A 15,391-nucleotide genomic window follows, 5' to 3' on the forward strand; every position below is an offset into this window, starting at 1 on the left:
CCCTATGCGCGCCGGTCCCAACCGTCATTGGCGATCAGCGCCTTGATCCTGTCGGTGTCGTATTCCGCTTCCAGGCGCTGGGCCTCGGCGCGGGCGACCTGTTCCTGTTCGCCAGCGACATCATAGGGGTCGGCTTTGCGCCATTCCGACAGGTAGGAATCGCTGTCCCGGGCGCCAATCTTCATGGCGCAGCGGTCGATCGCCTGTTCGAAGCGTTCGGGCAATTGCACCTTGGCGCCGCGGCGGCCCTTGCCGACGATGACCTGGGCGGGGATGTCGCGCCAGAAGACGATGGTGACGGGCTGCGGCGTCGTGCCGGAGATGGGGTCAGACATGGGGGCTCCTCGGGGGCTGGACCCCTCATTCCTCGCCGCTAACCGGGCCTGTCGCCGTGCCGTTTCCGACCGCGCCGCGCCAGGATGCGACGCGGCCTTGATAACAGGCGGGGCCGGGGCGCGGCCAGCCGCCCGGACATGAAAAATCCTCACCAACATGGTGAGGCGCAAAGGAAAACCCGCCCCGGTGAGGGGGCGGGTCGATGGGCTAGATCAGGCGCCGATCAGAAGCGGCGGATGACCGAGAGGCGCAGGATCGAGCTGTCGCCGTTGGTGGCGATGCCGTTGATCTGCTCGTCACCGTAGAAATAGTGCTCCAGATCGCCGCGCATGGTCCAGGCGCCGCTGCCGATGGCCTGCTCGTAGCCGACGCCCAGCATCGCGCCCGAGTAGACGGCCGAACCGCCACCCAGGGTGCCCGCGGCGCCACGCTCGTCACGGCCGTAACCCACGGTCATGAACATCAGCGAGCGGTCCATGGCATAGCCCACACGGCCGCGGATCGAGAGCTGATTCTCGACAGCGCTGGTGCAGGTGTTGCCCGGCGCGCCGCAATCGTTGGCACCTTCACGGTTCGAGAAGTCGGCGACGACTTCACCACCATAGACGAGGTTGCCGTTCTGCCAGTTGTAACCGGCGATCCCGCTCAGGCCCCAGCCGGTGGCGTCCGGGTAGGAGGGGATGGCACCGTTCGTGTCGAACTGCATGCGGCCATAGGTGACGCCGAGACCGGCGTAGGCGCCGCTCCAGTCATAGCCCGAGGCGACCGGAACGGTGACCGGGGGGACATAGGGTTGCGGGGCGACGGGGCCCGAGGCGAGCGCGCTGGTCGCGACGAGGCCAAGGGCGGCGGCGGCGATGATGGTTTTCATTGTGGTCTCCACGAAGTCGTTTCCACTGTTTGTCCCGACTTGAGCCGGGATCCTGCTTGTCAACGTCCGAGGCCGCGAATGGTTCCGACTGGCTTCGGACGTTTCCCTGACGAACGCGTGTTTCCATGGTCACGCTCGATCAAGATACGGAGGAGGACCGCCAAAGTTTCACCACTCCCCCGGGTTATCTGGGGGTCACGGGAAGGGTCCTCGGTTACATCCTCAGAACCGGAAATTCGCCCCCAGGCGGATCCGGCCATACGAGACATCGGTGTAGCAATCGGTCCCGCAACTGGCGGGGATCTCGAGCCGGCCGAGGTCGGTGAACAGGTATTCGGCGCTGAGCGAGAAGGAATCCGTCACCGCATGTTCGACGCCGAGGCCCGCGGTCCAGCCGTTCAGCCGGTCCGACCCCAGCGTGGCGCCGCCGGTGAAATTGGCCCGCGCCTCGCCGGTCGCGAGGCCCGCGGTGGCGTAGAACAGCGTCCGGTCCATGGCCCAGCCGATGCGGCCGCGAAGCGCCATCGCGTTCTCGACATAGGTTTCGCAGCTGCCGCCGGGGCAGCCGAAGCCCAGGCTCTGGGGCGAGCTGGCCATGATCTCGCCGCCGGTGTAATCCAGCGCCCCGCCATAGACGAGCGCGCCGCTCTGCACATCGTAGCCGCCGGTCAGGCCCCAGGTGGTGCCGTCCCAGTTGCCGGGGATCGATTCGGCGCCGAGGCCGCGTTCGGCCCAGTTGTTTTCGCCCAGGGGCGTGCCCAGCCGGACCCCGGCATAGCCGCCGGTCCAGTTATAGCTGCTGTAGGGCGCGATCACGCTGCCCGTCGGAATGTTGGCCTGAGGCGCGACAGGCCCCGTGGCAAGGGCCGCCGAACCGGTCAGGGCAAGCGCTGCGGCAAGCGCGGCAATGCCAGATCTGTTCATCGTCGTCTCCAGTCTCCGGGCGTCTTGCGCCCGCTCTTCAAGGGTCCCCGGGGGAATTCCTGCTCGGTCTGCCGTTATTTTGGGCTCCTGGTCGGGAGGTTCAATTCACAAGCCCGCGTTATTTCGGTGACCCGGGCCCGACCGGCGGATTTCCGCGAGGTCCGCGCACCTGCCCCGGGCCGGAACGCGCTTGCGCGCGCAGCGGCCGATCTTTAGGGTAAAGGGCAACACGAAATGGAGGGCGGCCATGACGCCCGAGCGTCCCGCAGGCGCGGCGGCGCATCCGACTCCGAAATCGTCGAGGCCACCCAAACGGGGTCGGACTCCGGCCGGAAAAGAGCCGAAGCGCCAGTCAGGTCCCGAGGACGGGGGGCTTTATGCTGCCCTCGACCTGGGGACAAATTCCTGTCGCATGCTGATTGCGCGTCCCAACGGCGCGCAATTCGAAGTCGTTGACAGTTTTTCCCGCGCCGTCGAGCTGGGGACCGGGCTTGAAAGCACGGGCCGGTTGGGTCATGTGCCGATGGCCCGCACCGTGCAGGCGCTCAGGATCTGCCGCCGCAAGCTGGACGACCACGCAGTGATCCGCATGCGGCTGGTGGCGACCGAGGCCTGCCGCCGCGCGCGCAATTCGGCCGAGTTCATCCGCAAGATCCAGCGCGAGACCGGCCTCAGGCTGGAGATCATCCCGGCCGAGGAGGAGGCGCGGCTCGCCATGATCTCCTGCGCGCCGCTGGTCGCGCCCGAGACCGAGCAGCTTCTGGTCATCGACATCGGCGGGGGCTCCACGGAACTGGTCTGGATCGACCTCGCCGCCGTCACCCCTGAGGAACGCCGCCGCGCCATCCTGGCCGTCAAGCTGGGGCTGCGCAGCCAGGTGCAGGCGCCGCAGCTGCCGGGTCAGGCGCGGGTGGTCGACTGGATCAGCGTGCCGCTGGGGGTCGCGACGCTCCGCGAGCAATTCAACGATGTCGAGGATGACGCCGCCCGTTTCGCGCTGATGTCCTGGCATTTCGAGGAACAGCTCCACGATTTCTCTCCCTACCAGAACCCGGCCCCGCGCGACGGGTTCCAGATCATCGGCACCTCGGGCACCGTGACCACCGTCGCGGCCTCGTATCTCGGCCTCAAACGCTATGACCGCAACAAGGTCGACGGGCTGACCATGACCTCGGCCCAGATCGACAAGGTGATCCGCGATTACCTGGCGCTGGGGCCGGAGGGGCGGCGCACCGATCCCCGCATCGGGCGCGAGCGTCACGGGCTCATCATGTCGGGCGCGGCGATCCTGCAGGCGCTGATGCGCGTCTGGCCCACCGACGTGATGTCGGTCGCCGACCGCGGGTTGCGCGAGGGGCTGCTCTATGCGCAGATGACCCACGACGGCGTGCTAGCCGGATTATAAACGGGCTTCTCTGAAAGGTTTCAACATGGCGAACGAGGGCGGCAAGAACACCTCGGGCCGCGGTCAGCGCGAGCTCAAGGTCAAGGTCAAGACGGCGAAGGGGCGGAAACTCTCGTCCACGCGCTGGCTGGAACGGCAGCTGAACGACCCCTATGTCGCCCGCGCGCGGCGCGAGGGGTTCCGGGGCCGCGCGGCCTTCAAGATCGTGGAGCTGGACGACAAGTTCCGCTTCCTGGTGCCGGGCGCCCGGGTGGTCGATCTGGGCTGCGCGCCGGGCGGCTGGCTGCAGGTGGCGGTGGACCGCGTCAACGCGCTGGGCGCCAAATCGGGCAAGCGCAAGGGCACCGTGCTGGGCGTCGACCTGCAGGAGGTCGAGCCGCTGGCCGGGGCCGATGCCTATGTCCTCGATTTCATGGCCGATGGCGCGGACGATCAGGTCAAGGCCTGGCTGGGCGGGCAGGCGGATGTGGTCATGTCCGACATGGCCGCCGCCTCGTCCGGCCACAAGCAGACCGACCACCTCAGGATCATGGCGCTCTGCGAGCATGCCGCCTGGTTCGCCTTCGACGTTCTGGCGCCGGGCGGTACCTTCGTGGCCAAGGTGCTGGCCGGCGGGGCCGAGGGCGATCTGCAGGGTCTGCTCAAGCAGCGCTTCACCAAGGTCCATAACGTGAAACCGCCCGCAAGCCGTTCGGATTCCTCGGAGAAATACGTGGTCGCCCTGGGCTATCGCGGCGCGCCCGAGGAACAGGCCACGGACGAGGACGACGCGTAACCGCTACCCCGCCAGCCGCCGCAGCGCGCCCAGCAGCAGATCGGCGCTGGGCGGCAGCAGGCCCCGGCGGCGGCGGTAGATCTTGAAGCTGCGCCGCCAGTCGAGGTCGGGCACCCGGACCGGCGCCACCTGTCCCTGCGCCAGATCGCCCAGCAGCACCGGCTCGGGCATCCAGCAGGCCAGATCCCCGGCCAGCACCGCCGCCCGGATCACCGCTGTCGAGCGCGATTGCAGCACCGGCAGGCCCGGCTCCAGCCGCTGATCGTGAAAGCGGCGCATCCATTCGCGGGTGATGGGCGTGGCCTGCGGTGGCATCGCCCAGTCGAGCCGCGCGGCCTCGGCCAGCGTCAGATCGCGCCCCGCCGCCGGATGCCCGGCGCGGACATAGACCCGCACCTCGTCGTGGAAACTCTCTTCCGCCGCCAGTCGGATCTCGTCATCCAGCGCCGAATCCGGCAGCACCGCCAGATCCACGGCGCCGGTCTTCAGCCCCTCGACCAGCCGGTCCTCCAGCTCCTCGGTCACGCTGAAGGTGACTTCGGGATGACTTTCGCGCAGCAGCGTCAGCGCCTCGACCAGAAGCCCCCCCGCGACCGAGCCGACGCCACCGATCCTGACCAGCCCGCGCCCGGCGCCGCGCATCTGGCGGATCAGCTCCTCGGCCTGGGCGGATTCCGAGACCATCAGTTCGGCATAGGGCAGCAGCGCCGCGCCATAGGGCGTGGGCTCCACCCCCCGTGTCGTGCGCTCGAAGAGGGGGGCGTCGAGCTGCGCCTCCAGCCGGTTCAGCGCCCGGGTCACGGCGGGCTGCGCCATGTTCAGCGCCCTCGCCGCCCGGCCGATGGAGCGGCTCTGCGCGCAGGCAAGCAGGATACGGGCGTCGCGGACATCAAAAGCCATACCTGATGGGTATGACTTTTTAACAAACTTGGCAATTCTGTCGCAGGGGCGAATCGTGCCAGATTGACCTTTCCGCGGTCCCCGGATCCGCGAGGGAGGCTTTGATGAACGACCAATCGCGTCCGGCACCGCAGGGCGTCCGCAGCGCTGTCGAAACCGTGGCCGAGGCCAGCTTCGCGCTGCTCCGGCGGCACGGGATCGACAAGATCTTCGGCAACCCGGGCTCGACCGAACTGCCGATGTTCGTGAACCTGCCCGAGGATTTCACCTATGTGCTGGGCCTGCAGGAATCCGTGGCGGTGGGGATGGCCGATGCTCATGCCCAGATCACCGGCAACGCGGCTTTCGTGAACCTGCATTCCGCCGCGGGGCTGGGGCACGCGATGGGCAACCTTTACACGGCGATGAAGAACCGCACGCCGCTCATTGTCACCACCGGCCAGCAGACCCGCGCCCTGCTGCCGGGCGAGCCGTTTCTGGGCAACGAGGCACCCGAGACGATGCCCGGCCCTTGCGTCAAATGGGCGATCCAGCCCGCCCGGGCCGAGGATGTGCCGCGTGCGCTGGAACAGGCCTATTGGCGGGCGATGCAGGCGCCTCGGGGGCCGGTGCTGGTCTCGGTGCCCTTGGACGATTGGTCCCGCCCCGCCGCGCCCATCGAGCCGCGCGAGGTCTCGCTGAGGCTCGGCGCCGATCTGGCGGCGCTGGAGCGGGTGGCCGAGGGGCTTGAAGCGGCGCGGCAGGTGGCCCTCGTCGTCGGCCCCGGCGTCGACCGCGACGGGGCCTGGGATCCAGTCATCGCCTTGGCCGAGAGGCTGGCGGCGCCGGTCTGGGTCAGCCCGATGTCGCCGCGCTGTTCCTTCCCCGAAACCCATCCGCTGTTTGCGGGTTTCCTGCCCGCCGTGCAGCCCGCCATCTCGGACCGTCTGGCGCCGGCCGATGCGGTGCTGGTCCTCGGCGCGCCGGTCTTCACCTATCATTTCCCGGGGATGCCCGAGCATCTGCGCCCCGGCACCGGCCTTTACCAGATCACCGACGACCCGGCGCAGGCGGCGGGCGCGGCCATCGGCCTGTCGCTGGTCGCCGATTGCGGCACGGCGGCGGAGTTCCTGACCGGCCGCTGCACCGCCCGCGACCTGCCGTCCCGGCCGATGCGCGACATCCCGGGCGTGCCGCAACCCGCCACGATCACCAACGAATGGTTCATGCAGGTGCTGAGCGACCTGAGAGACCCTGACAGCATCGTGGTCGAGGAAGCCCCCAGCGCCCGCGACGCGCTGCACGATTACTTCCCCATCGACCGGCCCGGCGGCTTCTTCGCCACCGCCTCGGGCGGGCTGGGCTTTGGCCTGCCGGCGGCGGTCGGTGCCGCGCTGACCGGGCAGGACCGGCCGGTCATCGCCATCATGGGCGACGGCTCCAGCCTCTATTCCATTCAGGCGCTCTGGTCGGCGGCGGAACATGACGCCGACCTCTGCATCCTGATCCTCAACAACGGTGGCTATGCCGCGCTGAAGGGCATCGCCGAGAAGACGCAGGCGCGGAACGTGGCCGGGGTGGCGATCAACCACCTCGATTTCGTGCAGATCGCCCGGGCACAGGGCGTGCCCGCCGAGCGCTGCGCCGATCCGGCCGCGCTGCCCGGCGCGATCCGCGAGATGCTGGCGCGGAAAGGTCCGCGTCTTCTGGAAGTGATGATCGGGCCGCAGCCCGAGACCGAGACAGCTCAACGGGAGGAAGAGCCCATGAACGTGATGACCAACACCGCCCCGGCGGTCAGCGCCACCCAGGGGGGGCGCCTGAAGGCGCCCGAGAAATTCTTCATCAACGGCGAATGGGTCGAGCCCCTGTCGCGCGCCAGCCTCGAAGTCGTCTCGCCGATGACCGAGGAGGTGATCCTGCGCTACCCCGAGGCCGGGACCGCCGACATCGACCGCGCCGTCGCCGCCGCCCGCCATGCCTTCGACGAAGGCCCCTGGCCGCGCCTTTCGCCCACCGAGCGCGCGCGCTACCTGCGCAAGATCGCCCGCAACATCGAAGACCGGATGGACGATATCGTTCAGGCCTGGGTGGCGCAGGTCGGCGTGCCGGTGATGCTGGCCAAGAAGCTGGCGCCGCAGAACGCGCAGCTCTTCGATTTCTACGCCGACATGATCGAGAGCTATCCGTTCATCGACGCCCGCAAGCGCGCCGATGGCGGCACCACCCGCGTGGTGAAGGAGCCGGTCGGCGTCACCGCCGCCATCTCGCCCTGGAACGCGCCGATGGTGCTGCTGACCTACAAGATCGCTGCGGGCCTCGCGGCGGGCTGCACCTTCGTCGCCAAACCCTCGCCCGAGACGCCGCTGGAAGCCTATATCATGGCCGAATGCATCGAGAAGGCCGGCCTGCCTGCGGGTGTCTTCAACCTGGTGCCTGCCGGGCGCGACGTCGGCGATTACCTGATCCGTCGCCCGGACATCGACAAAGTGGCCTTCACCGGCTCGACCGCCGCGGGCAAGCATATCGCCGCGGTCTGTTCCGAGCGCCTGGCGCGGGTGTCGCTGGAGCTGGGCGGCAAATCGGCCGCCGTGCTGCTGCCGGATGCCGATTTCCAGAAGGCGCTGATGCCGCTCTTGATCTATTCCATGCCGATCACCGGGCAGGTCTGCTTCTCGCTGACGCGGATCCTGGTGCCCGAGACGCGGAAACAGGAATTCCTGGACCTGTTCGTCCCGGCCGTCCAGTCGATCAAGCTGGGCGATCCCTCGGATCCCGCGACCCAGATGGGCCCCCTGACCATGGCCCGCCAGCGCGAGCGGGTCGAGGGCTACATCAAGGCCGGGATCGAGGGCGGGGCGCGGGTGCTCTGCGGCGGCAAGCGTCCCGCGGGGCTGGACAAGGGCTTCTTCATCGAGCCCACGGTCTTTACCGACGTGACCCCCGGCATGAAGATCTTTCAGGAGGAAATCTTCGGCCCGGTCGTCTCGGTCATCGGCTACCGGGACGAGGATGACGCGGCGCGCAAGGCCAATGACTCGGTCTATGGGCTGGCGGGCGCCGTCTTCTCGCAGGACCCGGAAAAGGCCTATGCTTTCGCCCGGCGGATGCGGGCGGGCAACATGTCGGTCAATTCGATGATCGTCGATATCACCATGCCCTTCGGCGGCTTCAAGCAATCGGGGCAGGGGCGCGAGGGCGGGATCGAGGGGTTGGAGAACTACCTCGAAACCAAGTCCATCCACATGGGGTAATCCGCGGGTTGGGAGCGGAGGACGAAACGGCCCGGGGTTCGCCCGGGCCGTTTCTGTTTCAGGGGCAGGAGAGGGGGCACGGGGTCAGGCGACCTCCCAGATCCCGATCTCGACCGAATTGGCAAAGCGGGCGCCGGTGCCGACAAAGATGGTGCGGTTGACCCAGGCATAGCGCGGATCGCCGGTGTGCATCCGGGGCTGGGTGCGCATGTAGTATTCCGCCGGGTCAACGGCCTCGCCCTTCGCTACCCGGGCCAGAACCTCGGCCGGGCCATGGCGGTAGCCGAAGTTGCGGATGTCGATCAGGGCGCCGTCATGGGTCTCGATGGCATAGCGGGTGTCCAACTCGGCATGGCCCGGGTAGATCGTCTGCCAATCGGCGCCGAGGTTCAGCACCCGTCCCTCGATCCGCCCGGTCACGGTGCCGCCGATGATCGGAATGATCCGCCAGGTCAGCCCGTCGGCCGCGCCCTTTTCCAGAGGCGGGGCCAGGTCGCAGCGGATCTCGCACACGGGGCGGAGCGCGGGGGTCTGCATCACATCGTCCTCGGCAGCCAGAGCACGATGGCCGGGAAAGCCACCAGAATGCCCAGCCGCAGCACATCGGCGGCAATGAAGGGCAGCACGCCGCGGAAGATCACCGGCAGCTTCACTTCCTTGGCTATCATGTTGATCACATAGACGTTTATCCCCACAGGCGGCGTGATCAGCCCCAGTTCCGCCGTCATCACGATGATGATGCCGAACCAGATCGGGTCAAAGCCCAGATGCACGATCACCGGATAGACGATCGGCACCATGAGGATGATCATCGCCATGGAATCGAGGATGCAGCCCGCGATGATGAAGACCAGAAGGATCAGCGCCAGCGTCCCCATCGGCCCGAAGTCCAGCGCCACCAGCCAGGCGGTCAGCTTCTGCGGCGATTGCGTGATGGCGAGGAAATAGCCGAACAGCATCGCCCCGATCAGCACGGTATAGACCGAGACCGAGGTCCGGAGCGCCTCGGTCAGGCTGTCGACGATCTGGCGGAAGTTGAGCCGCCCGCGGACGATGCCCACCACCATGGTCAGCGTGGCGCCGATGGCCGAGGCCTCGGTCGGCGTGGCGACGCCCCAGTAGATCGAGCCGATCACCATGACGAAGAGCAGCACCACCGCCCAGATCCCGGCCAGCGAGCGCATTGCCTCGCGCAGGCTGAAGGGCGTGCCCGGGGGCAGAGACTTCCGGTGCCCGATCAGGAGCGCGGCCATATACATGGCGATGGCCAGCAGCCCCGGCACGATCCCGGCGATGAAGAGTTTGCCGACGTCGGTTTCGGTGATGTAGGCATAGACGACCATCACCACCGAGGGCGGGATCAGGATGCCCAGCGTGCCGCCCGCGGCGATGACGCCGGTCGCCGCATCCTCGCGGTAGCCATAGCGGCGCATTTCGGGCAGGGCGATCTTGGTCATGGTCGCGGCGGTGGCGACAGAGGATCCGCAGATCGCCGCGAAGCCGCCGCAGGCTGCGATGGTCGACAGGCCAAGGCCTCCCTTGAAGGGGCCGAGCCAGGCGTTGCCCGCCTTGAACAACTCCTTGCTGATGCCTGAATTCGTGGCGAAAATCCCCATCAGGATGAAAAAGCTGACCAGCGTCAGGTTGAAGTCGGTGATCACCCGGATGGGCGAGGTGGCGAGCAGGTTCAGCGCCGGGTTGATGCCGCGGATCGCGGCGAAACCGAAGACGCCGACCAGGCCCATGGCGATGCCGATCGGCACCCTGAGCGCCATCATGCCGAAAAGCGCCAGGAAGCCGAGCAGGGCGATAAGGTCAGGGGTCGTCATGTCAGTCCAGCTTCTGCGCGGCTTCGCGCTCGAATTCGGGGTTCGCCTTGCCGCTGGCCAGCAGGAACAGGCGCACGGTGACGGTGAGGATGCTGATCGCGGTCCCGGCCCAGATCAGCGCCATCAGGGGCCAGACCGGCAGCCGCAGATCGAAGGTCGACTCGTTCGAGCGCATGGCACTGTCGACGCGGCCGAACATCTTCCAGGCCAGCAGCACGACGAAGAGCAGAAGCACCGCCCAGGCCAGGAACTCGACCCAGCGGCGGGCGCGTTCGGGCATCATCTCGACGAAGAGGTCGACGGTGATATGGCCGCCGCGATAGCCGACCGAGGCGAAGCCCCACATGATGCAGGCGCCGATCAGCAGGCGCGAGACGTCGAAACTGTCGGGGACGGGGGTGGTCAGCGCATAGCGGCCGATGGCCGAGACGACGATGAGGATCGTGCACAGGCCGAGCAGCAGCCCGGCCAGCATTTCCACGATCTGGCAGAAACGTTCCAGGATCTTGACCAAGGCGAGGGTCCGTCTGTCAGAAGGAAGGCCCGGGCGGTCCAGCCGCCCGGTGCCGAAAGGGGATCAGGGCCGGTTACTGGCCATAGAGCCCGTCATAGCGGGCCAGCGCATCGCGCAGCCCCTGCAGCATCGCCTCGCCGTCGCGGCCCTGCGAGGCCATCAGCGCCAGCCATTCCGCGGTCAGCGGTTCGGCTGCGGCCTGCCACAGCGCCACTTGCTCGGCGTCGGGCGTGTGCATCGTATGCGCGGGATCGGCGGCGATCGAGGCGCGGCCAGCGGCCTCGGCCCCGGCCCAGCCGGTCGACATCTCCTCGGCCGCCTCGGGCGAGCAGTGGTTCATCATGATGGTGCGCAGATCCTCGGGCATGCCGTCGATCATCGCCCGGTTCATGACGAAACCGTTGATCGAGGCATAGAAGGGCATGTCGAGGTGATGCGTGACCAGCGTGTCGGCGCCGAAGATATAGAGCGACTGCCAGGGCGACTGGGTGATGTCGGCGGTGCCGTTCGACAGCACCTCGCGCATCGCGGGCGCCGGCACCTGCACCGAGGCCCCGCCCAGAAGGTTGACGAAGCGCGCTTCGGTGGCGTTCGCGGGGCGCACGGTGCGTCCGCGCACATCCTCGGGCACCAGGATCGGCTCCTTGCCGTGCATCGTGCCCGGGTCATGGGTCAGCGCCATGCAGAAATAGACGTCGCTCATTTCCATGTCGTCGTAGCCGCCCTGCTGATACCATTCGGTCAGCCCGCGCACCGCGCCGGTGGCATTGGCAAAGAGGAACGGCAGTTCCGCGGCGGCCAGGATCGGGAAGCGGCCCGGCTGATAGCCCGGGTTGATGAAGGCGATATCGGCGATCCCGTCGCGGGCCATGTCGTAATGGTCGGCCGCGGCGCCCAGCTGCTGGGCGGGATAGACGGTAAAGGTGATGCGGCCCCCCGATTCCTCGGTGATCGACTGCATCCAGGGCTCCATCCCCAGGACTTGCAGCGGGTGCGTGGCGGGCACCCAATGGGCGAGGCTGAGGTTGTATTCCTGCGCGCCGGCGGTGTGCCCAAGGCACAGGGCAACGGCCGTGGCGGCTGCCAAGGTTCTGACGGTCATTCTTCTCCTCCCTGTGAAGTCCTGACTGCCGCCGCGGAATCCGCAGGGGCAGGGCTTCTGCAAATATGTGTACATGCCAAGGGGATTCGGACAAGCAATTTCTGGATTATCAAACGACATTGGATGGCGGTGCCGCCCCGGCTTCTGCTGCGGCGCGGCATTCCGCGCGCGTGTCCGGCGCCGCATTGATCCGCGCCCCTTCCGGCCGAATCGCCCGGCGTCGCCCGCTTTTTTGACGGGATATCAAGGCCGCTTCCGTCCCGGTTTTTCCCGGCGGCCGGGGTGCTTTTCATGTCAGGGTGCCGAACATGCCGCCTTTGCGCCCGATTTCCGCCGCGAAGGCCCCGCAGGGTCGCACTCGCCCGTTGCACTGCCCGGAAGGGTCGGGCAGTCTCGCAATCAATGTATACATCCAGGGAGGGGTGGCCATGAAAGTCGGGGATGCAATCGCCGAGATCCTGCGGCGCGAAGGCGTCGAGATGGTGATCGGTTACCCGGTCAACCATGTGCTGGAATATGCCGCCATCGCCAATATCCGGCCGATCATCGTCCGGCAGGAGCGCACCGGCGCCCACATGGCCGACGCCATCAGCCGCATGACCAGCGGCGAGAAGATCGGCGTCTTCGTCATGCAATCGGGGCCCGGCGCCGAGAATACCTATGGCGCCATCGCCCAGGCCTATGCGGAATCGGTGCCGCTTTTGGTGATGCCCGGCGGCTATCACCGGCGGCTTGCGCATGTCTCGCCCAATTACAATTCCACCATCTCGATGCGCGACATCACCAAATCGGCCGAGCCGATCAACGACGCGCGCGAGATCCCGAACATCATGCGCCGCGCCTTCTCGCGTCTGAAGAACGGCCGCGGCGGCCCGGTCCTGGTCGAGATCCCCAATGACATCTGGGGTGACGAGGTGCCCGAGCCCCTCAACTACAAGCCCGTCCTGCGCTCCAAATTCGGCCCCGATCCGGCGGCGGTGGTCGAGGCGGTCTCGCTGCTGGCCGGGGCCAAGCGGCCGGTGATTTACGCCGGGCAGGGGGTGCATTACGCCAAGGCCTGGCCGCAGCTGAAGGCGCTGGCCGAGCGGCTGTCGATCCCGGTCTGCACCTCGCTGGAAGGCAAAAGCGCCTTCCCCGAGGATCACAAGCTGGCGCTGGGCTCGGGCGGCGCGGCGCTGCCGCTGACGGTGCGGCATTTCCTCGACAACGCCGACGTCATCTTCGGCATCGGCTGCTCCTTCACCGAAACCGCCTTCGGGGTGGAGATGCCGCTGGGCAAGCGGGTGATCCACGCCACGCTGGACCCCGATCACGTCAACAAGGACCTTGAGGCCGAGGTGGCGCTGATCGGCGACGCCGCCCTGACGCTGGACGCGGTTCTGGCCGAGATCGAGGGGCGACGGCTGCCGAAGCCCGATCCGCAATCCGTGGCCGACGAGATCCAGCGCATCCGCGCGCAATGGATGAAGAAATGGATGGTCAAGCTGCGCTCGGACGAGGCGCCGTTCCGGCCCTACCGCGTGCTCTGGGACCTGCAGCAGACGGTCGATGTGGCGAACACCATCATCACCCATGATGCGGGCTCGCCCCGCGATCAGCTCTCGCCCTTCTGGGTCTCGACCACGCCGCTCAGCTACATCGGCTGGGGCAAGTCCACGCAGCTGGGCTATGGCCTGGGGCTGGCGATGGGCGCCAAGCTCGCCTGCCCGGACAAGCTGTGCATCAACGTCTGGGGCGATGCGGCGATCGGCTTTACCGGCATGGATTTCGAAACCGCGGTGCGCGAACGCATCCCGATCCTGTCGATCCTCTTGAACAACCATTCCATGGCCATGGAATTGCCGATCATGCCCGTTTCGACCGAGAAATACCGCTCGACTGACATCGGCGGCGATTACGCGGCCTTCGCCAAGGCGATGGGCGGCTATGGCGAGCGGATCACTGAAGTGTCTGAGATCATCCCCGCCATCAAGCGCGGCATCGCCGCGACCGAGGCGGGGCAACCGGCGCTTCTGGAGTTCATCACCTGTCAGGAGATCGAATCCTCCAAATATCCGCGCGGCTCGGGGAACCTCTACCCGTGAGCCTGGACGATGTGATCACCGGCCTGCGGTCCCTTCTGGGGGACCGCCTCGCCACCTCGAACGCGGTGCGCGACCACCACAGCCATGACAGTTCCTGGCATCCGGCGGCGCTGCCGGATGCCGTGGCCTTCCCGCGGACCGAGGCCGAGGTGCAGGCAATCGTCCGCCTCTGCGCCGAGCATGACGTGGCGGTGGTGCCCTTCGGCGCGGGCTCGTCGATGGAGGGGCATACGATCCCGACCCGCGGCGGCGTCACCATCGACATGCGCGACATGAACAAGGTGCTGGAGATCCGGCCCGAGGACGGTCTCGCCGTGGTGCAGGCGGGCGTCACCCGCAAGCAGCTCAACACCGAACTCAGGGCCACCGGCCTCATGTTCTCGGTCGATCCCGGGGCCGATGCCTCGCTGGGCGGCATGGCCTCGACCCGGGGCTCGGGGACCATGGCGTATCGCTATGGCACGATGCGCGACAATGTGCTGGCGCTCAGGGTGGTGACGGCGGACGGGCAGGTGGTCAAGACCGGCAGCCGGGCGCGGAAATCCTCGACCGGCTACGACCTCACGCATCTCTTCGTCGGCGCCGAGGGGACGCTGGGCGTCATCACCGAATTGACGGTGCGGCTGCATCCGATCCCCGAGGCGGTGTCGTCGGCCATCTGCGCCTTTCCCGACGCGCAAAGCGCCGTGGCCTGCGTGATCGAGGCGGTGCAATACGGCCTGCCGATGGCCCGGGTCGAGTTCCTGGACGAGGTGGCGGTGTCGAACGTCAACGCCTATTCCGGCCTCACGCTCAGGGTCGCGCCGACGCTCCTGTTCGAGTTCCACGGGACCGAGGCCTGGGCGGCCGAACAGGCGCAGATCGTCGAAAGCCTGGCGGAGGGCCATGGCGGGTCGGATTTCGTCTGGACCGCGGATGCCGAGGAACGCACCCGCCTCTGGCAGGCGCGCCACGACCTCTATTGGGCGACCAAGGCGCGGCGCCCGGGGTGCGAGCTTTACACCGGCGACATCTGCGTGCCGATCTCGGAACTGGCGGGCCAGATCGAGGCGGCGCGCGCCGATATCGAGGCGAGTTTCCTGGAAGGGCAGATCATCGGCCATGTCGGTGACGGCAATTACCACGCGGGCTATCTGGTGATGCGCGACAGTCCCGAGGAAATGGCCGAAGCCGCGCGGCTCGCCGAAAGGCTGGTCGAGCGGGCCTTGCAGGTCGGCGGGACGGCGAGCGGCGAGCATGGGATCGGGCTGGCCAAGCTGAAATACCTGCGGGCCGAACATGGCGACGCGGCGGTCGAGCTGATGAAGACCTTGAAGCGGGCGATGGATCCCAAGGGCATCCTGAACCCCGGCAAGCTCGGCCAGGCAGGCTAGGGCGGGGCGCAGGGGTTTCTCAAGGGGGCCCGAGGGTCCCCTTGA

General features: G+C 67.6%; 13 protein-coding genes. 5 read left to right on the forward strand and 8 right to left on the reverse strand.

The window, feature by feature from the left end; translation table 11 throughout:
- Nucleotides 1-2 precede the first annotated feature (2 nt).
- The 3 genes from VDQ18_RS08475 to VDQ18_RS08485 form a co-directional block, all read right to left on the reverse strand.
- The gene (locus tag VDQ18_RS08475; protein ID WP_323020515.1) at nt 3-335 is read right to left on the reverse strand and encodes a virulence factor; all 333 of its coding nucleotides are present in this window, start codon (nt 333-335) and stop codon (nt 3-5) included.
- A 224-nt stretch (nt 336-559) separates the two neighbouring features.
- Nucleotides 560-1,207, reverse strand: coding sequence for an outer membrane protein (locus tag VDQ18_RS08480; RefSeq protein WP_323020516.1), 648 nt, complete (start codon nt 1,205-1,207; stop codon nt 560-562).
- Nucleotides 1,208-1,429: 222 nt separating this feature from the next.
- Nucleotides 1,430-2,131, reverse strand: coding sequence for an outer membrane protein (locus VDQ18_RS08485; RefSeq protein ID WP_323020517.1), 702 nt, complete (start codon nt 2,129-2,131; stop codon nt 1,430-1,432).
- Between the two features lie 247 nt (nt 2,132-2,378).
- On the opposite strand from VDQ18_RS08485, the gene VDQ18_RS08490 reads away from it, so the two are divergent.
- Both VDQ18_RS08490 and VDQ18_RS08495 read left to right on the forward strand, forming a co-directional pair.
- Nucleotides 2,379-3,536 (forward strand): Ppx/GppA phosphatase family protein, encoded by a 1,158-nt coding sequence (locus VDQ18_RS08490; protein ID WP_323020518.1) that lies wholly within the window; start codon nt 2,379-2,381, stop codon nt 3,534-3,536.
- Nucleotides 3,537-3,561: 25 nt separating this feature from the next.
- A complete protein-coding gene (locus VDQ18_RS08495; RefSeq protein ID WP_323020519.1) occupies nt 3,562-4,311 on the forward strand; it encodes an RlmE family RNA methyltransferase in 750 nt (249 codons plus the stop codon).
- 3 nt (nt 4,312-4,314) lie between these two features.
- On the opposite strand, the gene VDQ18_RS08500 is transcribed toward VDQ18_RS08495, so the two are convergent.
- Entirely contained in the window at nt 4,315-5,211 is an 897-nt protein-coding gene (locus VDQ18_RS08500) for a LysR family transcriptional regulator (RefSeq protein WP_323020520.1), read from the reverse strand.
- Between the two features lie 104 nt (nt 5,212-5,315).
- On the opposite strand from VDQ18_RS08500, the gene mdlC reads away from it, so the two are divergent.
- On the forward strand, nt 5,316-8,444 hold the full coding sequence (gene mdlC / locus VDQ18_RS08505; protein WP_323020521.1) for a benzoylformate decarboxylase: 3,129 nt from the start codon (nt 5,316-5,318) through the stop codon (nt 8,442-8,444).
- An 84-nt stretch (nt 8,445-8,528) separates the two neighbouring features.
- Here the strand turns inward: mdlC and VDQ18_RS08510 are convergent, their stop codons facing one another.
- The 4 genes from VDQ18_RS08510 to VDQ18_RS08525 all read right to left on the reverse strand — a co-directional run bounded on the left by VDQ18_RS08510 (nt 8,529) and on the right by VDQ18_RS08525 (nt 11,889).
- A complete protein-coding gene (locus VDQ18_RS08510) occupies nt 8,529-8,981 on the reverse strand; it encodes a DUF3237 domain-containing protein (protein WP_323020522.1) in 453 nt (150 codons plus the stop codon).
- Nucleotides 8,981-10,273 carry a TRAP transporter large permease gene (locus VDQ18_RS08515; RefSeq protein ID WP_323020523.1) on the reverse strand — a complete coding sequence of 431 codons (1,293 nt, stop codon included), beginning with the start codon at nt 10,271-10,273 and terminating at the stop codon, nt 8,981-8,983. The genes VDQ18_RS08510 and VDQ18_RS08515 overlap by 1 nt, the downstream gene beginning before the upstream one ends.
- 1 nt (nt 10,274) lies before the next feature.
- Nucleotides 10,275-10,787, reverse strand: a complete 513-nt coding sequence (locus VDQ18_RS08520) for a TRAP transporter small permease (RefSeq protein WP_323020524.1) — start codon at nt 10,785-10,787, stop codon at nt 10,275-10,277.
- A gap of 73 nt (nt 10,788-10,860) precedes the next feature.
- A complete protein-coding gene (locus VDQ18_RS08525; RefSeq protein ID WP_323020525.1) occupies nt 10,861-11,889 on the reverse strand; it encodes a TRAP transporter substrate-binding protein in 1,029 nt (342 codons plus the stop codon).
- A gap of 428 nt (nt 11,890-12,317) precedes the next feature.
- Here VDQ18_RS08525 and VDQ18_RS08530 point away from each other — a divergent pair, with 428 nt between their 5' ends.
- Together VDQ18_RS08530 and VDQ18_RS08535 are read left to right on the forward strand one after the other, a co-directional pair.
- Nucleotides 12,318-13,973 carry a thiamine pyrophosphate-requiring protein gene (locus VDQ18_RS08530; RefSeq protein WP_323020526.1) on the forward strand — a complete coding sequence of 552 codons (1,656 nt, stop codon included), beginning with the start codon at nt 12,318-12,320 and terminating at the stop codon, nt 13,971-13,973.
- The gene (locus tag VDQ18_RS08535) at nt 13,970-15,346 is read left to right on the forward strand and encodes an FAD-binding oxidoreductase (RefSeq protein WP_323020527.1); all 1,377 of its coding nucleotides are present in this window, start codon (nt 13,970-13,972) and stop codon (nt 15,344-15,346) included. Before VDQ18_RS08530 ends, VDQ18_RS08535 begins: the two co-directional genes overlap by 4 nt.
- The last annotated feature ends 45 nt before the right edge of the window (nt 15,347-15,391 follow it).

The sequence above is a fragment of the Pararhodobacter sp. genome (assembly GCF_034676075.1).
In the GTDB taxonomy this organism is placed as follows: Bacteria; Pseudomonadota; Alphaproteobacteria; order Rhodobacterales; family Rhodobacteraceae; genus Pararhodobacter.